This is a genomic window from Blastococcus deserti, assembly GCF_042682525.1.
GTDB lineage: Bacteria > Actinomycetota > Actinomycetes > Mycobacteriales > Geodermatophilaceae > Blastococcus_B > Blastococcus_B deserti.
Window position 1 is genome coordinate 562314 of sequence record NZ_JBHUHP010000009.1, and the last position, 16693, is coordinate 579006.

Here is a 16693-nt window from a genome sequence, read left to right on the forward strand (position 1 = left end):
CGGGACCCGCCCGGGAGCTTGTCGCGGCCCCTCATCCCGGGCCACCCTGGCCGCGTGCGCGTTCTCGTCGTCGCCACGCCGCTGCCCGGCCACGTGCTGCCGCTGGTGCCCCTGGCCCGTGCACTGCGCGACGCCGGCCACGAGGTGACCGTCGCGACTGCCGGTGACGCGCTGACGACCTGCCCGGGCGACCTCGATCCGGTCGACGTCGCGCCGAGGCTGCGCCTGCCGCCGCTGTTCGTGCGGTTCGCGTTCCGGCACCCGCGCCTGGCGCGGACGGCCGCCGCCGGCCGGGACGAGGGGCGGGCCGCCGGGCTGCTGTGGGCTCCGGTGAACGAGCGCATGGCGGACGGCGTGACTCGGCTGGCCGACCGGCAGGCACCGAACCTGATCGTGCACGAGCCCTTCGCGGCGGCAGCCGCCCACGCCGCCGCGCGACGCGGGGTGCCGGCGGTCGTCGTCGAGAACAGCCTGTTCGACGCCGGCGAGCAGTTCGCCGTCGCGGCTGACGCCTATGCGCGGCGCCGGGTGTTGGGCCGCATCCCCGACCCGGCCGAGGTCGTGACCACCGCCCCGCCCAGCCTCGTCGGGCGCCGCCGCGGCCGGCCGATGCGGTTCGTGCCGCCGGGGACCGGCGAGCCGGCCCCCGACGACCTCGGGCGCCCTGGGGAGCACCCGCGGGTGCTGGTGAGCAGGAGCACCGTGGCCGCCGACCCGCGCCGCGACCGGCTGATGAGCACCGTGGTGGCCGCCGCCGCCGGCATGGATCTCGAGGTGGTGCTGGTGCGGCCCGACCGGTGGGTGGCCCGCCGGTCGCTCCCGGCGAACGTGCGCACGACCGGCTGGGTGCCGTTCCCCGCCGTGCTGCCCGCTGCCGCGGCCGTCGTCCACCACGGCGGAGCGGGCACCCTGCTCACCGCCCTCGCCGCCGGGGTGCCGCAGCTGGTCGTGCCGGGCGCCGGCGACCGGCGGGTCAACGCCGAGCTGGTGGCCGCCCGTGGCGCCGGACTGGGCGTGCCGCTGCCGGAGATCACGTCAGCGGTCCTCGATCGGCTGATCACCGATGACGCGCTGGCGACCGCCGCCCGTGAGGTCGCCGCCGAGATGGCGGCCATGCCGGCCCCGACGGAGCTGGTCGGACCACTGGCGGCGCTCGGTCGGGCGGTGCGCTGAGTCGGCGTCGTCGGCACGCGTCCGGCCGAGCACGCCCGGTCGTGGGGATCTCCTACGACGGCAGCGCCATCCCTCCGCGGGGGGTCCAGGCCGGCTGCTCGGCGAGCCAGGTGAGGAACTGCCGGGCCGGCATGGGCCGGGCGATGTGGTAGCCCTGGGCGTAGTCGCAACCCCACGCGCGCAGGGCGGCCAGCGTGGCGGCGTCCTCGACCCCCTCGACCACCATGCGCATGCCGAGGTCGAGGCTCAGCTGCAGGGTGCTCCGCACGATGGCTGCGGCCCGCTCGTCCCTGGTCAGGTGGCTGACGAAGCTGCGGTCGAGCTTGAGCTCGTCCACGGGCAGGGCGCGCAGGTACGACAGCGACGAGTAGCCGGTGCCGTAGTCGTCGATGGACATCCGCACCCCAAGCCGCCGCAGGCCGGTCAGCACCTGCTGGCTGCGGGCGGCGTCGGCCATGAGGACGTCCTCGGTGATCTCCAGGATCAGGCAGGCGGCCGGCACGCCGAACGCGTCGAGCAGCATCCCGACCTGCCCGGGGAGGGCGACGTCCTGCAGGTTGGAGACCGACAGGTTCACCGCGACCGACAGGTCGTGGCCGGCCGCGCGCCAGGCGCACAGGTCGCGCAGCGACCGTTCCAGCACCCGCAGCGCCAGGCGGCGCATGAGACCGGCCTGCTCGGCCAGGGGCAGGAAGACGTCGGGGGAGAGCAGGCCGCGCTGGGGGTGGTCCCACCGCACGAGGGCCTCCACGCCGATGACCGCACCGGTCCGCAGCTCCAGCTTGGGCTGGTAGTGCACGTCGAGCTGGTCGGTGTCCAGGGCCGTCCGCAGCTGTTCGAGCGTCTCCAGCCGGTCGCGGCTGGCGGGCGTGCCGTCGGGCGCCCACACCTCGAAGCCGTGCCGGCCCCGCTTGGCGACGTACATGGCGGTGTCGGCGCGGGCCAGCAGCAGGGACCGGTCCCGGCCGTGGTCGGGACACAGGGCGATGCCGATGCTCGCGTCCACGTGCAGGGACATGCCGTCGAGCACGAAAGCGTCCCGCAGGGCCGCCCCGAGGCGCTCGGCGACGTCCTGTGCGCGAACCGCGTCCGCATCCGGCAGGAGGACGGCGAACTCGTCACCGCCCATGCGGGCCAGCAGGTCACCCGGTCGCAGGGTGCTCTGCAGTCGCGGGCCGACCAGGCAGAGCAGGTCGTCGCCGACGCTGTGCCCGAAGCTGTCGTTGATCTCCTTGAACCGGTCGAGGTCGATCATGAGCACCGCGCAGGCCCGTGCCCCCGCGCCGTAGACGGTGGCCTCCAGCTGCTCGATGAACCGGCGGCGGTTCGCCAGCCCCGTCAGCGGGTCGTGGTGCGCCTCCGTGGCCAGCTGCTGCAACCGCAGTCGTTCGACGGCGCGCAGCGCGGCGTTCTCCACCACCAGGGCTCCCTCGAGCGTCACCTGGCGGACCGCCTCCCGCAGGGCCGGCGACCACGTGCGCGGCTCGGACACCGAGCCGGTCACCACCAGTCCCAGCAGCCGGTCGCCGGAGAGCAGCGGCACGCTGACGTAGGAGCACAGGTCGATGGCGCGTGCCAGGCGGGGGTCGAGGAGGTGGCTGGACAGGGCGTCCTCGACGAACACCGGCAGCCGTTGCTCGGCGGTCAGGCGCCACAAGGGGACGTCGGCGGCGGGGCGGCCGACGAGACGGGTCCGGACGACCTGCTTGTGCGCGTCGGGCCAGTCGACGTGGCGCACCTCGCCGATCGTGCCGTCGTCGCCGAGGAGATAGGCGGCGCTGCGGTCGGTGCCGGCCAGGCGCTGGACCGCACGCGCGAGCACCTCGGCGGCCTCGGGCACCCCGGTCGCCCCCGCGCCGTCCACCAGCATCTGGCGCACGACCCGCGCGGTCGTGAGGGAGGCGGCCCGGGCCTGACTGGTGCGTGCCTGCTCGATGACGCCGCCGAGGTGCGCACCGGCCGCCGCGGCGAGGCGGCGCACGTCCTCGGAGAACGGGCGCACCCGGGTGCTGTCGAGGGTGAGGACGCCGGCCAGGTGCGGGCTGCGGCCGAGGGGGACGGCGAGCGCCGAGGCGATGTGGAAGGAGTCGACCCACCAGCCCGACAGCAGGCCGGAGTCCTTGTCGGCGGTCATCGGCTCACCGGTGCGCAGCACCGTCTCGGCCAGCTGCAGACCGACCGGGGCGTTGCGGAACTGCTCCCAGGTGGCACGGTCGCGCCGGCCGTCGGCGTAGCCGGCCATGCGCGGCACGAGGCGGCCGTCCTCGAGCAGGAAGATGCAGGCCCGCTCGACCTCGCCGAGCTCGGCGAGCTGGCGGCAGGCCGCGCCGAGGAGGTGGTCCATCGACTGTGCCTGGGAGGCGGACTCGATCAGCCCGAGGAGGACCTCGGCCTGAGCGGTGCGGCGCTTCTCCGACCGCCGGGTCCAGGCGTCGGCCAGGGCGACGGCCAGCTTGGGAGCGACCTGCCGGAGGAGGTGGCGGGCGGCTGCGGCCGCCGGCTCGACGGTCAGGACGCCCACGACCTCGCCGTCCACGAGCAGCGGCTCCCCGTGGGCCGACCGGATGCCGCGGGCGGCGAGGTCCCTGTCCGACGCGCGGCGCCCGTCCGCGCGGGCGACGAGCGACTGCCGGCTGCGGACGACGGCCGCGAGGAAGGGCGTGGAGGCGAGCAGGACGGCGGTGCGCGGCGCCTCGGGGTCGGTGTCGCCGGTCTCCACGACCGACTGGCGGTACGGCACCGCCATGCGGGTCGATGCCTCGTGCACCCAGACCGACACCCGGGTGGCGCCGGCCGATGCCCGCAGCCGGGACAGCATCTGCTCGACCGCGGCCTCGGCGTCGTAGGGGGACACCGTGGGCGACACCGGCGGCCGGGGCCGGAGCGTCGACCGGGGATGCCTCCACTGCTCTGACACGGCCACAGGATCGGCACGGCGGCCCGGTGCTTGAGCCAGGCCTCCGTGCCCACCCCTTCGGAGGGAGGCGTGGGCGGGCCCCGGGACCCGTCGCGCCCGGGGGCGTCGCGGCGCGTCATACTGGGCGCGCACGATCTGCCCTGGCTGTGGCCAGCGGTTACTGCTCCGCATCCCTGGGAGGAACCACCGTGACCTACGTCATCACACAGGCCTGCGTCGACGTCCTCGACAAGGCGTGCATCGACGAGTGTCCGGTGGACTGCATCTACGAGGGCGACCGGATGCTCTACATCCACCCCGACGAGTGCGTCGACTGCGGTGCGTGCGAGCCGGTCTGCCCGGTGGAGGCCATCTACTACGAGGACGACGTCCCGGACAAGTGGAAGGACTTCTACAACGCCAACGTGGAGTTCTTCTCCGACCTGGGCAGCCCGGGCGGCGCCGCGAAGACCGGGAAGATCGGCAAGGACCACCCGCTGGTCGCCGCTCTGCCGCCGCAGGGCGAAGGTCACTGACGACGACGACGCCGGGGCCGGCCCGGTCCCTGCCGGACTTCCCCTGGGACTCCCTCGCCGCGGCGCGGGCACGAGCCGCCCGGCATCCCGGCGGGCTGGTCGACCTGTCGATCGGCACGCCCGTCGACGACACCCCGGCCGTCCTGACCCAGGCGCTGGCCGCGGCGGGCAACGCGCCCGGTTACCCGACCGCGCTGGGGACGACGGAGCTGCGGACGGCGGCGGCCGGCTGGCTGCGCCGCCGGCTGGGCGTCGAGATCGCCGATCCTCTCGGCGCCGACCCCTCCCTCGTGCCGACCGTCGGCTCCAAGGAGCTGGTCGCCCTCCTGCCCACGCTGCTCGGGCTGCGCACCGGCACCCTCGTCCTCCCGGAGGTCGCCTACCCGACCTACGAGGTCGGCGCGGTCCTCGCCGGGCTGGCCGTGCGCCGCAGCGACGTGCCCCCGCCCGATGCCGCCGGCGTGGTGCTGGTCTGGCTGAACTCGCCGGGGAACCCGCACGGGCGGGTGCTCTCCGACGACCGGTTGCGCGAGTGGGTGGCCTGGGGCCGGGCGCACGGCGTCCCGGTGGTCGCCGACGAGTGCTACATCACCCTGGGCTGGGACGTCGAGCCGCGCTCCCTGCTGCACCCGGCCATCGCGGGGGAGGACCACACCGGGCTGCTCGCGGTGCACTCGCTGTCGAAGCAGTCGACGGCGGCCGGCTACCGGGCCGGGCTGCTGTCGGGTGACCCCGCGCTGGTCCGCCCCGTGTGGGAGGTCCGGCGTCACCTCGGGCTGCTCGTGCCCGGGCCGGTGCAGGCGGCCATGACCGCGGCCCTCGACGACGACGCGCACGTCGACGCGCAGCGCGCGCGGTACCGCGACCGCCGGGACCGGCTGTCGGCCGCCGTCCGTGCGGCCGGTCTGCGGATCGACCACTCCGAGGCGGGCCTCTACCTGTGGGCCACCCGCGACGAGGACTGCTGGACGACCATCGACCGGCTCGCCGGCCTCGGCATCGTCGCCGCGCCGGGCAGCTTCTACGGGCCGGCCGGCTCGCGGCACGTGCGGCTGGCGCTCACCGCGACCGACGAGCGGATCGCCGCCGCGGTGGAGCGGCTCACCGCCTGACCGCTCAGCTGGGCTCGCGGTACCGGATGACGGTGCCGGCACCGACCCGGCGGGCGGCGGTGAGGCTCAGCAGCGCCCTGCGCAGCACCTCTGCCGCCTCCAGGTCGCTGGTCAGCGGGGCGACACCGGCGGCCGCTGTGACCCCCTCGATGCCGAGGGCCGGAACGGCGGCGACCAGCCGGGCGCCGGCCGTCTCGGCCGCGGTGACCGGGCCGGACAGCAGCACCACGAACTCGCCGGGGCCGGACTTGCCGAGCCAGTCGTCGCCGCGCAGCGAGCGGGCGAGCAGCGTGGTGACCTGCGCGAGCGTGCTCTGCGCCGTCGGCCAGCCGTCGTCCCGGCGGAGGAGGCCCACGACCAGCAGGGTCGCGGGGGCCGCAGCCACGGTGGTCAGCCGCTCGGTCAGGCGGTCGAGAACGGCCTCCCGCGAGGGGAGGAGCCCCGACACGTCGGCGACCGCGGCCTCGGGGGCGGCGGGCGACGCCGCGGGGGAGGCGGTGATCGGTGCGATCGTCATGACTGCGCTGTCGGCGGCCGCCGGCGTTTCGTTGAGCGTCGGGCCGTCGGGTTCCCCCGCGCGGGGGAACCGCCGGCTCAGCCGGCCGGCCGGAGCACCACGGCGTCCGCGCCGATCTCCGGGGCCTCCACCCAGCCGGTGTCGAGGGTCCACCTGCGGCCGTCGAACTCCACCTCGGTGAGCTGCAGGCGCGCGGCCTGCGCCACCGCCCAGGTCGCCGCGGCCCAGCCGCCGGCCGGGTCGACGAACACCGCGCCCCCGGCGCGCGGCATCGCCGCGACCCCGAGCTCGGCGGCCGCCACGGCCGACACGTCGGCCGCGGGGACCGGGGCCGACGGCTCGTACCGGCAGTCCAGCCGGGACGGCCCGGCGGGCCCGAGGACGGCGGTCAGCTCGGTGGCCAGGGGCTCCCACTGCTGGTAGGCCTCGGGGAAGCCGCTGCGCTGCACGGCCTGGGCCACCTCGGTGAGCCGGCCGGTCCCCCACCCGGGCACCTGCACCAGCCGGTCGTAGAAGATGCCCGCGGCGTAGACCGGGTCCTGCACCTGGGCCTCGCTGCCCCACCCCTGCGACGGGCGCTGCTGGAACAGGCCCAGCGAGTCCCGGTCGCCGTAGTCGAGGTTGCGCAACCGCGATTCCTGCTGGGCCGTCGCCAGCGCGAGGACGACGGCGCGGTCGGGCAGCCCGCGGGCCCGCCCGACGGCCGCGATCGTGGCCGCCGAGGACGCCTGCGCGGTGGTCAGCGTCAGCGACGAGCCGGCCACGGTGCACTGCCCGGGCACGCCGGGGACGCCGGTGCTCTCGGTGTCCCACGCCAGAGCCACCAGGACGACGGCGGTGACGACCAGTGCGGGCCACCACCGGGCGATCTGCCGGCCGGCCTTCCGACGCCCCCGTGACCTGCTCTTCCTCGCCGGCCGCCGAGCGGGCGGCTTCCGCCGCGCCGGGACGCGGCCGCCCCGCGCCGGACTCCGCCGGGCTGCGCCCCCACCGCCGGCCCGTGCGGGGCGGGCAGCGGTGCGGGCGGTGGGCATCGGCCCGACTGTAGGCGGCCCGCCTGTCGATTCCGCGGTGCCCGAGGTCACGTCGGCGGGCCGCGGGCGGTGTGCACGGCGCCCCGCCGTCGCTAGCGTGGGCCGCTCGTCCCCTCCGGAAAGGTCCCGCGCCATGGTCGATCTGCTCCTGCCCGGCATCACCACCACGCGCGTGCCGACCGGGCGGCTGACCCAGTCGGTGCTGCATCCCGAGGGTGCGCCACCGGCCGGGGCGGAGGAGGCCGTGGTCTTCGTGCACGGCAACGTCAGCTCGGCGCTGTTCTGGCAGCAGGCCCTGCTCGACGTGAGCCGCACCGGCCGGCACCGCGCGCTCGCGGTCGACCTGCGCGGCTACGGCGGCACCGACCCGCTCCCGGTGGACGCCACCCGCGGCGTCCGCGACTGGGCCGACGACCTCGCGGAGCTCGTCACCACCCTCGGCCTGGAGCGGGTGCACCTGGTGGGCTGGAGCATGGGCGCCGGCGTCGTCCTGCAGTACCTCCTCGACGCCCCGGAGCGGGTGGCGTCGGTGACGCTCGTGGCGCCCGTCTCGCCGTACGGGTTCGGTGGGACGGCGGGCCCCGACGGCAGACGGGTCCATCCCGACGGCACCGGGTCCGGGGCGGGGGCGGCCAATCCCGAGTTCGTCGCGGCGCTCGCGGCCGGTGACATGTCCGCGGACACCCCGGCGAGCCCACGGTCGGTGCTGCGCGCCTTCTACGTGGCGCCGGGCTCGCTCCCGCTGGCCCCGTGGCTGGAGGACGTCTTCGTGGCGTCCATGCTGACCACCCGCACCGGCCCTGACCACTACCCGGGTGAGCCGGTGCTCTCCGACGCGTGGCCGGGCGTGGCTCCCGGGCCGCGCGGGGTGCTCAGCACGATGGCGCCCACGGTCTTCGACGTGTCCGGGGTCGTCGACCTGGCCCCGAAGCCGCCGGTGCTGTGGATCCGTGGGGACGCCGACCAGATCGTGTCGGACACGTCGCTGTTCGACCTGGCATACCTGGGCTCGGTCGGGGCGTTGCCCGGCTGGCCGGGGGTCGAGGTCTTCCCGCCGCAGCCCATGGTCACCCAGATGCGCTCGGTGCTCGACCGCTACGCCGCGACGGGAGGTGCCTACCGCGAGGTCGTGCTCCCCGGAGTCGGGCACTCGCCGCACGTCGAGCGGCCCCAGGAGTTCGCGGTGGCGCTGCTCGAGCACCTCGACGTCCCCGCCGAGGCCCCCGCTCACCTCACCTGAAGAAGGACCCCCTGCCCCCCACCGCTCGCAGGCTCGCGGCGGGACCCTGCAGGGGGCCTTCAGTTGGCGTGGAGGTCGGCGTTGAGGGCGCCCCAGGTGCCGGCCCGGGGCAGGGCCTCCAGGGCGCCGCTGACGCTGTTGCGGCGGAACAGCAGCCCGTCGCGGCCGGAGAGCTCCCTGGCCTTGACGACGGAGCCGTCCGGCAGTGTCACCCGCGAACCCGCGGTCACGTAGCAGCCGGCCTCGACGACGCAGCCGTCGCCGAGCGAGATGCCGATGCCGGCGTTGGCGCCGAGCAGGCAGCCGCTGCCGATGGAGATAGTCTCCTTGCCGCCCCCCGAGAGCGTGCCCATGATCGAGGCGCCGCCGCCGATGTCGCTGTCGGCGCCGACGACGACACCCGCGCTGATCCGCCCCTCGACCATGGACGGGCCGAGCGTCCCGGCGTTGAAGTTGACGAACCCCTCGTGCATGACGGTGGTGCCCTCGGCGAGGTGGGCGCCCAGCCGGACGCGGTCACCGTCGGCGATGCGGACCCCGGAGGGGATGACGTAGTCGACCATCCGCGGGAACTTGTCGACGCCGAACACGGTCACGTTGCCCACCGCGGCCCGTAGCCGGTGGGCGTTGAACCCGGCGGCCTCGACCGGCCCGGCGCTGGTCCAGGCGACGTTCGTGAGCAGCCCGAAGATCCCGGTGAGGTCCGCCCCGTGCGGCCGGATCAGGCGGTGCGAGAGCAGGTGCAGGCGCAGCCAGACGTCGTGGGTGTCGACCGGAGGCCGGGCCAGGTCGGGGATCACGGTGCGGACGGCGATGACCTCGACGCCGCGGGCCTCGTCGCGACGCACCAGTCCGCCGTAATCGGGGCCGAGCTCGCCGGACAGCTCCAGGGCGCCGAGCCGCGTCGTCCCCGGCTTCGCACCCTCCGGGGCCCCCAGACGGGGCTCGGGGAACCAGGTGTCGAGGACCGTGCCCGAGGAGGTGACGGTGGCGAGACCGGCGGCGACGGCGGAGAGAGGTGCGGCAGTCACGGGGACGACGCTACCGAGCGCTGCCCGCGCCGGGACGAGCCGGTCCGGCGCTCCTGAGGGGGTCCCCGTGAGCATGCGAGCGGCGGGGGGCAGGAGGGTGCTTCTAGGCTCGGCAGTCGTGACGGACCTGCCGCGGCTCGACCTCTCCGCCGACGTGCTGACGCTGACGCGGGCACTGGTGGACGCGCCCTCGGTGTCGGGCAGCGAGGGCCCGCTGGCCGACGCGGTCGAGGCGGCGCTGCGCGGTCTCGGAGGGCTGGAGGTCGAGCGGGTCGGCGACGCCGTCCTGGCCCGGACGAATCTCGGCCGTTCCTCCCGCGTCGTCCTCGCCGGCCACCTCGACACCGTGCCGATCGCCGACAACGTGCCCTCCGAGCTGCGCGAAGCCGACGGATTACAGCGGCTGTACGGATGTGGTGCCAGTGACATGAAGTCCGGCGACGCGGTCATGCTGCGGCTGGCCCGGCGGTTCGGCGTCCCGGGGGCCCGGCCCGCGCACGACCTGACGTTCGTCTTCTACGACAACGAGGAGGTCGAGTCCGTGAAGAACGGTCTCGGCCGGGTCGCGCGGGAACGGCGGGGCTGGCTCTACGGGGACCTGGCGATCCTCCTCGAGCCGACGGACGGCGAGATCGAGGGCGGCTGCCAGGGCACCTTGCGGGCTCGGCTGGAGACGAAGGGCCGCCGGGCGCACAGCGCGCGCGGCTGGCTGGGCGTGAACGCGGTGCACGGACTCGCCGGGGCGCTGGCGGCGCTGGCCGCGTACCGACCGCGCGAGGTGGAGATCGACGGCCTCACGTTCCGGGAGGGGCTCAACGCGGTCGGCATCGCCGGCGGCGTGGCCGGGAACGTGATCCCCGACGAGGCGTCGCTGACGGTCAACTTCCGCTACGCGCCCGACCGGGACGAGGACGCCGCCGAGGCACACGTGCGGGACGTGTTCGCCGACGCGATCGCCGCCGGGGCGACGTTCACCGTCACCGACAACGCGGGGGGCGCCATGCCCGGGCTCTCGGAGCCGGCCGCCGCCGCCTTCGTCGCCGCCGTGGGCCGGCCGGCGCGGGCCAAGTTCGGCTGGACCGACGTCGCGCGCTTCGCGGCATTCGGCATCCCCGCCGTGAACTACGGCCCCGGCGACCCGCAGCTCGCGCACACCCGTGAGGAACACGTGCTCGTCGACCGCCTCCAGCCGGCCGAGGACGCCCTGATCGCCTACCTGTCCGGGAGCAGCGCATGACCGTGGAGAAGCCCGACCCCGCGCCGGACGGCCGCCGGCCCCGGCCGACCCGCCACCGCGGCCCGATCATGCTGCGCGGCGGCGAGCCCGATCCCCAGACGCAGGGGTCCACCACCGACCAGCGGTTGCTCGACCGCCGCGGACCGAGCGACTGGGTGCACACCGACCCGTGGCGGGTGCTGCGGATCCAGTCCGAGTTCGTCGAGGGCTTCGGGCTCCTGGCGGAGCTGCCGCGGGCGGTCAGCGTCTTCGGCAGCGCGCGGACCCCGCGCGACCACCCGCACTACGCCGCCGGGGTGCAGATCGGCGCCGCGCTCACCCAGGCCGGGTACGCGGTCATCACCGGCGGCGGGCCCGGGGCCATGGAAGCGGCCAACCGCGGCGCGTCGGAGGCCGGCGGCCTGTCCGTCGGGCTCGGTATCGAGCTGCCGTTCGAGCAGGAGCTCAACGAGTGGGTCGACGTCGGCATCTCGTTCCGCTACTTCTTCGTCCGCAAGACGATGTTCGTGAAGTACGCGCAGGCCTTCGTGATCCTGCCGGGGGGCTTCGGCACGCTGGACGAGCTGTTCGAGGCGCTCACCCTCGTGCAGACCCGCAAGGTCACCCGCTTCCCGGTGATCCTCTTCGGCAGCGACTACTGGGCCGGGCTCGTGCACTGGATCCGCACCACGCTCGCGGGCACGGGCACGATCAACGCCACCGACCTCGACCTGATCACCGTCACCGACGACATCGACGAGGTGCTGTCGGTCATCCAGGCGGCCGACGCCGCGCGGCGGGCGGGGGACGGCGGCGGCGGGATGCAGCACGTCCCGGTCGACCAGGGTCCCGTCGAGGGCTGATGCTGTCCTTCGTCGCCTTCGTCGTGGGCGTCCTCGTCGTCGGCGCGCTGCTGTTCCTCGGGGCGTCGCTGCTCCTCGGCCGGGCGGAGACCCGGCCGCCGGCCGAGCCGGACCGCTCCCCGCTGGCGCTGCCCGCGGCCCGGCCGGTCACCGCGGACGACGTCCGGACCGTCCAGCTCTCCGTGACCGCGCGGGGGTACCGGATGACCGAGGTCGACTGGCTGATCGAGCAGCTCGCCCTCGTCCTCGAGGAGCGGGACGCCGAGATCGCCGCCCTGCGCGCCCGCCTGCCGGCGCATCCGGACCTGGCCGCCGCGCCGAAGGGCGGGCAGGAGCCGGCGCCCGACGACGCCGCCGACGACGAGGAGCCGCCGTATGCCTGATCTGGTCGAGCGCATCGAGGTGGACGCCCCACCGGAGCGGGTCTGGGACGTGCTCACCGACTGGGAGCGCCAGGGCGAGTGGATGCTGGCCACCGACGTCGAGACGGTCGGGGGACCGGCGCAGCAGCTGCACGGCCGGCTCGCCGCGCGGACCGGCCTGCCGCTGCCGGGAGGGCGGCACGTCGGCATCCTCGACACGATGATCATCACGGCGTGGGACCCGCCACGGCTGGTCGAGGTGCAGCACACCGGCCGGCTCGTCCGTGGGCCGGGGATCTTCCGGATCGAGCCGCGCGGGCAGCACGCCACCCTGGTCTGGACCGAGCGGCTCCACCTGCCCTACGGCTACCTCGGAGAGCTCGGCTGGTTCCTCGTGCGGCCCTTCGCGCTGTGGGGCATCCGCCGCTCGCTGCGGCGTTTCGCCGCCGTCGCCGCCGGCCGCTGACGTCCGGCGCTGGTCACGGCCGGGCGGAGCGCGACCGGACGTGCTCGAGCGCCTCGCGGGCCAGGGTCAGGTCGGCTCCGTCGTCGCCGCCGGTCAGCACCGCCCACTCCCGCATCACCCGGCCGGCGCCGTTGGAGAAGGGGGTCGCGGCTCCCGACCCGACCAGCGCGGCCACCCGACCGGCCGGGAGCTTGAGGACCAGTCCTCCCCGTACCAACATCGCGAAGATCGAGCCGTCGACCTTCAGCGCGTCGGCGCCGAAGCCGCGGTGCCCCGGCTCGCCCGGCAGCGTCACCCCCGGCTCGCCCGCGAAGGCGCCGACCAGGGCCGCGAACCGATCCCCGGTGTCCATGCGGGGATTCCAGCGGCCCGGGCCGTCGGCGCACAAGGGTCTTCCCGCCGACCGTCGTGCCGTCCATGGCCGTACCGCCGACGGTCGTGCCGTCCAGGGCCGTACCGCTGCGGGGCGTGCCGCTGCGGGTCACCGGCGGGGCGTGGGCGAGGATGCGCCGGTGACGACGGTGCGGAGGACGCGAGGGGAGCGGGTGTGAGCCGGCGCGGCTGGGCGCTGTTCCTCACGATGTCGGTGATCTGGGGCATCCCGTACCTGCTGATCAAGGTCGCCGTCGGCGAGGTCTCCCCGGTGATGGTGGTCTTCGCGCGCTGCGTGGTCGGTGCGGCGATCCTGCTGCCGTGGACCGTCGCGACGGGGCAGCTGCGTCCGGCGCTGCGGCACTGGCGGGCGCTGTTGCTGTTCACGGTGCTGGAGATGGCCGGACCTTGGCTGCTGCTGTCCTACGCCGAGCAGTCGCTGTCGAGCTCCCTGACCGGGCTGCTCGTCGCCACCGTGCCGTTCGTGGCGGCGCTGGCCGGCTGGCTGGCCGGCGAGGAGGAGCGGCTGACCCCCGTGCGGCTGCTCGGCATGGGGATCGGCGTCGTCGGCATCGCGGTGCTGCTCGGTCTGGACGTGGGCGGCGCCCAGCTGCTGCCGCTCCTGGCGGTCGCGCTCACCGTGGTCGGGTACGCGACGGGCCCGCTCGTCGTGAGCCGGTCGCTGCCGGAGGTGTCGGGGGTGGCGGCCAGCTCGATCGCCCTGTTCGTCACCGCCGTCGCCTACGCGCCGTTCGCACTGCCGCAGCTGGACCGGGCGGCCGCGGCGTCGGCTCCGGCGCTGCTGTCCCTCGGTGCCCTGGGGGCGGTCTGCACCGCACTGGCGCTCGCGCTCTTCTTCTCGCTCATCCGCGAGGTGGGCCCGCAGCGGGCATTGGTGATCACCTTCGTCAACCCCGCGGTCGCCGTCCTGCTCGGGGTGGCCCTGCTGGACGAGCCGTTCACCCTGGGGATCGCCGTGGGGCTGCCGCTGGTGCTGGTCGGCTGCGTGCTGGCCACCCGGCGCAGCCCGGTCCGCACCCAGCCGTCGGAGCTGTGCGAGGTCGACTCCGCGGTGCCCTGACCTCAGGCCAGGCGGCGCAGCTCCGGCCAGATCTCCGACCACGGGAGCCGGCGTCCGGTGGCGGTGAGGATCTCGGTGCCCTGCTCGTCGTTGTCCAGGCCGACGCCGTTGTCGACGCGGCCGGCGACCCGCACCTCGCCGAACCAGCGCGCGAGCCGGTCCTCGGGGACCCCGACGGCGACGACGGCGTCGGCCTCCTCGGGCGGTGGTCCCCACGTCCAGTAGGAGTTGTGGCCGCTGTAGGCCGGGCCGAGGCCGGGGGTGTAGCGGTCGACCGCCCCCGCCTCCCCGTAGTTGCCGGCCAGGACGACGACGCGGGCGTCGGCGGGCAGCTCGTCGCGCGCCCGCTCGACAGCGGCGGCGAGCGCGGGCCACCCGACCTGCTCGCCGGCGTCGTAGCTGATGTCCGTCACCGGCGTGTCGGCCAGCCGCTCCACCGGGACCAGCGGCAGGCCCAGCGTCGCGTCGATCCCCAGGCTGAGCGCCAGCGCGGCGGCCAGCAGCCCGGCGCGCAGCCGGCCGGCCCCGCGCCGCACCCAGGCGAGCACCGGCTGCGCGCCGGCGGCGAGCAGCACGGGGTAGAGGCCCGCGATGTAGTACGGCTTGCCGCCGGTCAGCACGAACACCACCACGAGGACGGCGTACGCGACGGCGAAGACCCGCCAGGTCCGCAGCTCGGGGTCGCGGGCCAGCCGCCACCAGCCGACCGCCCACACCGGCACCAGCAGCGGGCTGACCAACACCAGCTGGAAGGGGACGAACAGGTACCAGGGCTCGCTGGTGCCCGAGCTGCCCGCGGCGATCGCCTCGGCCAGCTCCAGCTGGGGCCAGCCGTTGGCGGCCTGCCAGACCAGGTTGGGTGCCCACACGGCCAGGGCCAGCAGCCCTCCGAGCCACGGCCAGCGGGAGCGCAGCGCCGTCCGGGGGCCGACCACCAGGAGGCCGAGGACGACGGCACCGAGGAGGAACGCCGGCTGGACCTTGTTCTGCAGCGCGATCCCCGCGACCGCCCCGGCCAGGAGCCAGACCGGCCCGCCGTCGCGCAGGGCCCGGACGAGCAGCAGGGACAGCGCCGTCCACGCCAGCAGGTCGAAGGTCGTCGTCGACAGCAGATGGCCGGTGATCAGCAGGATCCCGGAGACGGCCATGCACCCGGCGGCGAGCAGCTGGCCGCCCCGCCCGGCACCGAACTCCCGCGCCAGCAGACCGGTGAGGAGCACGGTGAGCCCGGCGGCCAGCGCCGACGGCACGCGCAGCGCGACCAGCGAGCCCGGCGCGAGGGCATCCATGGCGCGGGCCAGCAGCGGCGTGAGAGGGGGCTGGTCGACGTAGCCGAAGGCCAGTTCCCGCCCGGCGCGCAGGAAGTACAGCTCGTCGCGGTGGTAGCCGTAGCGCCCGGCGAAGGCGACCAGCAGCAGGGCCAGCCCTCCGGCCAGCGCGGCCAGGGCCGCGGAGGCGAGCGGTGGCCGGCGGGCCGGTGCGGGAGCGACGACGTCCAGGAGCCGGGCCACGACCGGACCGTAGTGCAGCCGGCCGCCCGCGCGGCCGGTCCGCCACTCGTCCGGGTCGGTGGGCTCAAGGGGGGTGCTCGGCCTGCCGACAAGGAGTGCGGCGCCACGGGCCGGGTGCCAGGAGGAGAGGGCACCGGTGCACCCGACCGAGGTAGCAGCCGCCGCCCCCGGGCGGCGCGCCCGGCGGCGTGCGTGGATCCTCCGCGCGCTGTCGTTCCTCGTGGTGCCCGCGACCGTCGCGCTGGCCGGCGGCACGTCCCCGTTCCCGGCGCCGACGCTGCAACTGGCCAGCGCCGGCGACCCCGTGCCGCCGACCAACGTCACGGCGGCGTCGGCCGACCGGGCGCTGAATGTGTCGTGGACCGCTTCCACCGAGCCGCTCGCCAGCAGCTACAACGTGTACGTCGACGGCGTCCTCAGCGCCAGCGTCGCGACGACGTCGGCCACCGTCGGTGGCCTGGTCAACGGCCGGAGCTACGTCGTCACGGTCCGGACCCTGGTGACGATCACCGAGGGGAAGGTCGGGAGCGCCCCGGTCACGGGAGTTCCGCGGGACACCGTGGCGCCGACGGCACCGACCGGGGTGACCGCCCTCCGGGGCGACGGCCGGGTCACCGTGTCGTGGACGGCCAACACCGCGGACTACGACGCGGACGGCTACCGGGTGCTGCGGAACGGGACGGCGGTCAGCGGCCTCCTCGCCGGCCGCGACACCACCACCTGGACCGACACGGCGGTCGTGAACGACACGACCTACGGCTACACCGTCCAGACCCACGACACATCGGGCAACTGGTCGGCCGCCTCCACGCCGGTTGCCAGCGCCACACCGACGGACCTGACCGCACCGGCGGCGCCGACCGGCCTGGTGGGCGGCCGCGGCGACGGGACCGCGGGGCTGGCCTGGAACCCGAGTCCCGAGCCCGACGTCGCCGCGTACCGGATCCTCCGGGACGGGACGGTGGTGGCCACGGTGACCGCCACCGAGTACATCGACCCGGGGCTGACCAACGACACGACCTACGTCTACACGCTGGTCGCGGTCGACACCCACGGCAACGCATCGGCGCCGTCCGCCCCGGTCTCGGTGACGCCGACGGACCTCACGCCGCCGGCCGCACCCACCGGACTCGTCGCCGTCCGCGGGGACGGCCGCGTGGACCTCTCCTGGACGGCGAACACCGAACCGGATGTCGCCTACTACCTCCTGCGCCGCGACGGCGTGGAGATCGCCACCGTCACGGGCGCCACCAGCTACGCCGACTCCGGCCTGGCCAACGACA

The 16693-nt window shown here is 75.5% G+C and carries 16 protein-coding genes; 10 read left to right on the forward strand and 6 right to left on the reverse strand.

Features of this window, described 5'->3' with window-relative positions; translation table 11 throughout:
* The first annotated feature begins 54 nt into the window (after positions 1-54).
* Positions 55-1173 carry a glycosyltransferase gene (locus ACFSHS_RS10730; protein ID WP_376875117.1) on the forward strand — a complete coding sequence of 373 codons (1119 nt, stop codon included), beginning with the start codon at positions 55-57 and terminating at the stop codon, positions 1171-1173.
* Positions 1174-1225: 52 nt separating this feature from the next.
* Here ACFSHS_RS10730 and ACFSHS_RS10735 read toward each other — a convergent pair whose 3' ends face one another.
* Entirely contained in the window at positions 1226-4090 is a 2865-nt protein-coding gene (locus ACFSHS_RS10735) for a bifunctional diguanylate cyclase/phosphodiesterase (protein WP_376875119.1), read from the reverse strand.
* A 188-nt stretch (positions 4091-4278) separates the two neighbouring features.
* Between ACFSHS_RS10735 and fdxA the strand changes: the two genes are divergently transcribed.
* Positions 4279-4605, forward strand: coding sequence for a ferredoxin (gene fdxA, locus ACFSHS_RS10740; protein ID WP_012947287.1), 327 nt, complete (start codon positions 4279-4281; stop codon positions 4603-4605).
* 29 nt (positions 4606-4634) lie between these two features.
* On the forward strand, positions 4635-5717 hold the full coding sequence (gene dapC, locus ACFSHS_RS10745; protein ID WP_376875198.1) for a succinyldiaminopimelate transaminase: 1083 nt from the start codon (positions 4635-4637) through the stop codon (positions 5715-5717).
* Positions 5718-5721: 4 nt separating this feature from the next.
* Here dapC and ACFSHS_RS10750 read toward each other — a convergent pair whose 3' ends face one another.
* Both ACFSHS_RS10750 and ACFSHS_RS10755 read right to left on the reverse strand, forming a co-directional pair.
* Positions 5722-6234, reverse strand: coding sequence for a hypothetical protein (locus ACFSHS_RS10750; RefSeq protein ID WP_376875123.1), 513 nt, complete (start codon positions 6232-6234; stop codon positions 5722-5724).
* 77 nt (positions 6235-6311) lie between these two features.
* A complete protein-coding gene (locus ACFSHS_RS10755; protein ID WP_376875126.1) occupies positions 6312-7268 on the reverse strand; it encodes a hypothetical protein in 957 nt (318 codons plus the stop codon).
* A gap of 133 nt (positions 7269-7401) precedes the next feature.
* On the opposite strand from ACFSHS_RS10755, the gene ACFSHS_RS10760 reads away from it, so the two are divergent.
* Positions 7402-8508, forward strand: coding sequence for an alpha/beta fold hydrolase (locus ACFSHS_RS10760; protein WP_376875129.1), 1107 nt, complete (start codon positions 7402-7404; stop codon positions 8506-8508).
* Positions 8509-8567: 59 nt separating this feature from the next.
* On the opposite strand, the gene dapD is transcribed toward ACFSHS_RS10760, so the two are convergent.
* A complete protein-coding gene (gene dapD / locus ACFSHS_RS10765; RefSeq protein WP_376875132.1) occupies positions 8568-9539 on the reverse strand; it encodes a 2,3,4,5-tetrahydropyridine-2,6-dicarboxylate N-succinyltransferase in 972 nt (323 codons plus the stop codon).
* Positions 9540-9657: 118 nt separating this feature from the next.
* On the opposite strand from dapD, the gene dapE reads away from it, so the two are divergent.
* From dapE to ACFSHS_RS10785, 4 genes are read left to right on the forward strand one after another with little or no spacing between them, the layout of a single operon-like run.
* Entirely contained in the window at positions 9658-10776 is a 1119-nt protein-coding gene (gene dapE / locus ACFSHS_RS10770; protein ID WP_376875134.1) for a succinyl-diaminopimelate desuccinylase, read from the forward strand.
* The gene (locus tag ACFSHS_RS10775; RefSeq protein WP_458199627.1) at positions 10773-11618 is read left to right on the forward strand and encodes an LOG family protein; all 846 of its coding nucleotides are present in this window, start codon (positions 10773-10775) and stop codon (positions 11616-11618) included. Before dapE ends, ACFSHS_RS10775 begins: the two co-directional genes overlap by 4 nt.
* Positions 11618-12001, forward strand: a complete 384-nt coding sequence (locus ACFSHS_RS10780; protein WP_376875137.1) for a DivIVA domain-containing protein — start codon at positions 11618-11620, stop codon at positions 11999-12001. The genes ACFSHS_RS10775 and ACFSHS_RS10780 overlap by 1 nt, the downstream gene beginning before the upstream one ends.
* Positions 11994-12446 (forward strand): SRPBCC family protein, encoded by a 453-nt coding sequence (locus ACFSHS_RS10785; protein ID WP_376875139.1) that lies wholly within the window; start codon positions 11994-11996, stop codon positions 12444-12446. The genes ACFSHS_RS10780 and ACFSHS_RS10785 overlap by 8 nt, the downstream gene beginning before the upstream one ends.
* Positions 12447-12459: 13 nt before the next feature.
* On the opposite strand, the gene ACFSHS_RS10790 is transcribed toward ACFSHS_RS10785, so the two are convergent.
* Entirely contained in the window at positions 12460-12798 is a 339-nt protein-coding gene (locus tag ACFSHS_RS10790; RefSeq protein ID WP_376875142.1) for a hypothetical protein, read from the reverse strand.
* A gap of 195 nt (positions 12799-12993) precedes the next feature.
* Here ACFSHS_RS10790 and ACFSHS_RS10795 point away from each other — a divergent pair, with 195 nt between their 5' ends.
* Positions 12994-13899, forward strand: coding sequence for a DMT family transporter (locus ACFSHS_RS10795; RefSeq protein WP_376875145.1), 906 nt, complete (start codon positions 12994-12996; stop codon positions 13897-13899).
* A gap of 2 nt (positions 13900-13901) precedes the next feature.
* On the opposite strand, the gene ACFSHS_RS10800 is transcribed toward ACFSHS_RS10795, so the two are convergent.
* Positions 13902-15410: a glycosyltransferase family 39 protein gene (locus ACFSHS_RS10800; RefSeq protein WP_376875148.1), complete on the reverse strand. Its 1509-nt coding sequence runs from the start codon at positions 15408-15410 to the stop codon at positions 13902-13904.
* A 136-nt stretch (positions 15411-15546) separates the two neighbouring features.
* Between ACFSHS_RS10800 and ACFSHS_RS10805 the strand changes: the two genes are divergently transcribed.
* On the forward strand, positions 15547-16693 hold a 1147-nt coding region (locus ACFSHS_RS10805), incomplete at its 3' end, for a fibronectin type III domain-containing protein (RefSeq protein WP_376875151.1).

What these genes read in the sequence shown, in the direction of transcription:
- ACFSHS_RS10750 (WP_376875123.1), bottom strand. Translation starts at nt 6,234, where the DNA reads ATGACGATCGCACCGATCACCGCCTCCCCCGCGGCGTCGCCCGCCGCC.
- ACFSHS_RS10755 (WP_376875126.1), bottom strand. Translation starts at nt 7,268, where the DNA reads ATGCCCACCGCCCGCACCGCTGCCCGCCCCGCACGGGCCGGCGGTGGG.
- ACFSHS_RS10760 (WP_376875129.1), top strand. Translation starts at nt 7,402, where the DNA reads ATGGTCGATCTGCTCCTGCCCGGCATCACCACCACGCGCGTGCCGACC.
- ACFSHS_RS10775 (WP_458199627.1), top strand. Translation starts at nt 10,773, where the DNA reads ATGACCGTGGAGAAGCCCGACCCCGCGCCGGACGGCCGCCGGCCCCGG.
- ACFSHS_RS10780 (WP_376875137.1), top strand. Translation starts at nt 11,618, where the DNA reads ATGCTGTCCTTCGTCGCCTTCGTCGTGGGCGTCCTCGTCGTCGGCGCG.
- ACFSHS_RS10785 (WP_376875139.1), top strand. Translation starts at nt 11,994, where the DNA reads ATGCCTGATCTGGTCGAGCGCATCGAGGTGGACGCCCCACCGGAGCGG.
- ACFSHS_RS10790 (WP_376875142.1), bottom strand. Translation starts at nt 12,798, where the DNA reads ATGGACACCGGGGATCGGTTCGCGGCCCTGGTCGGCGCCTTCGCGGGC.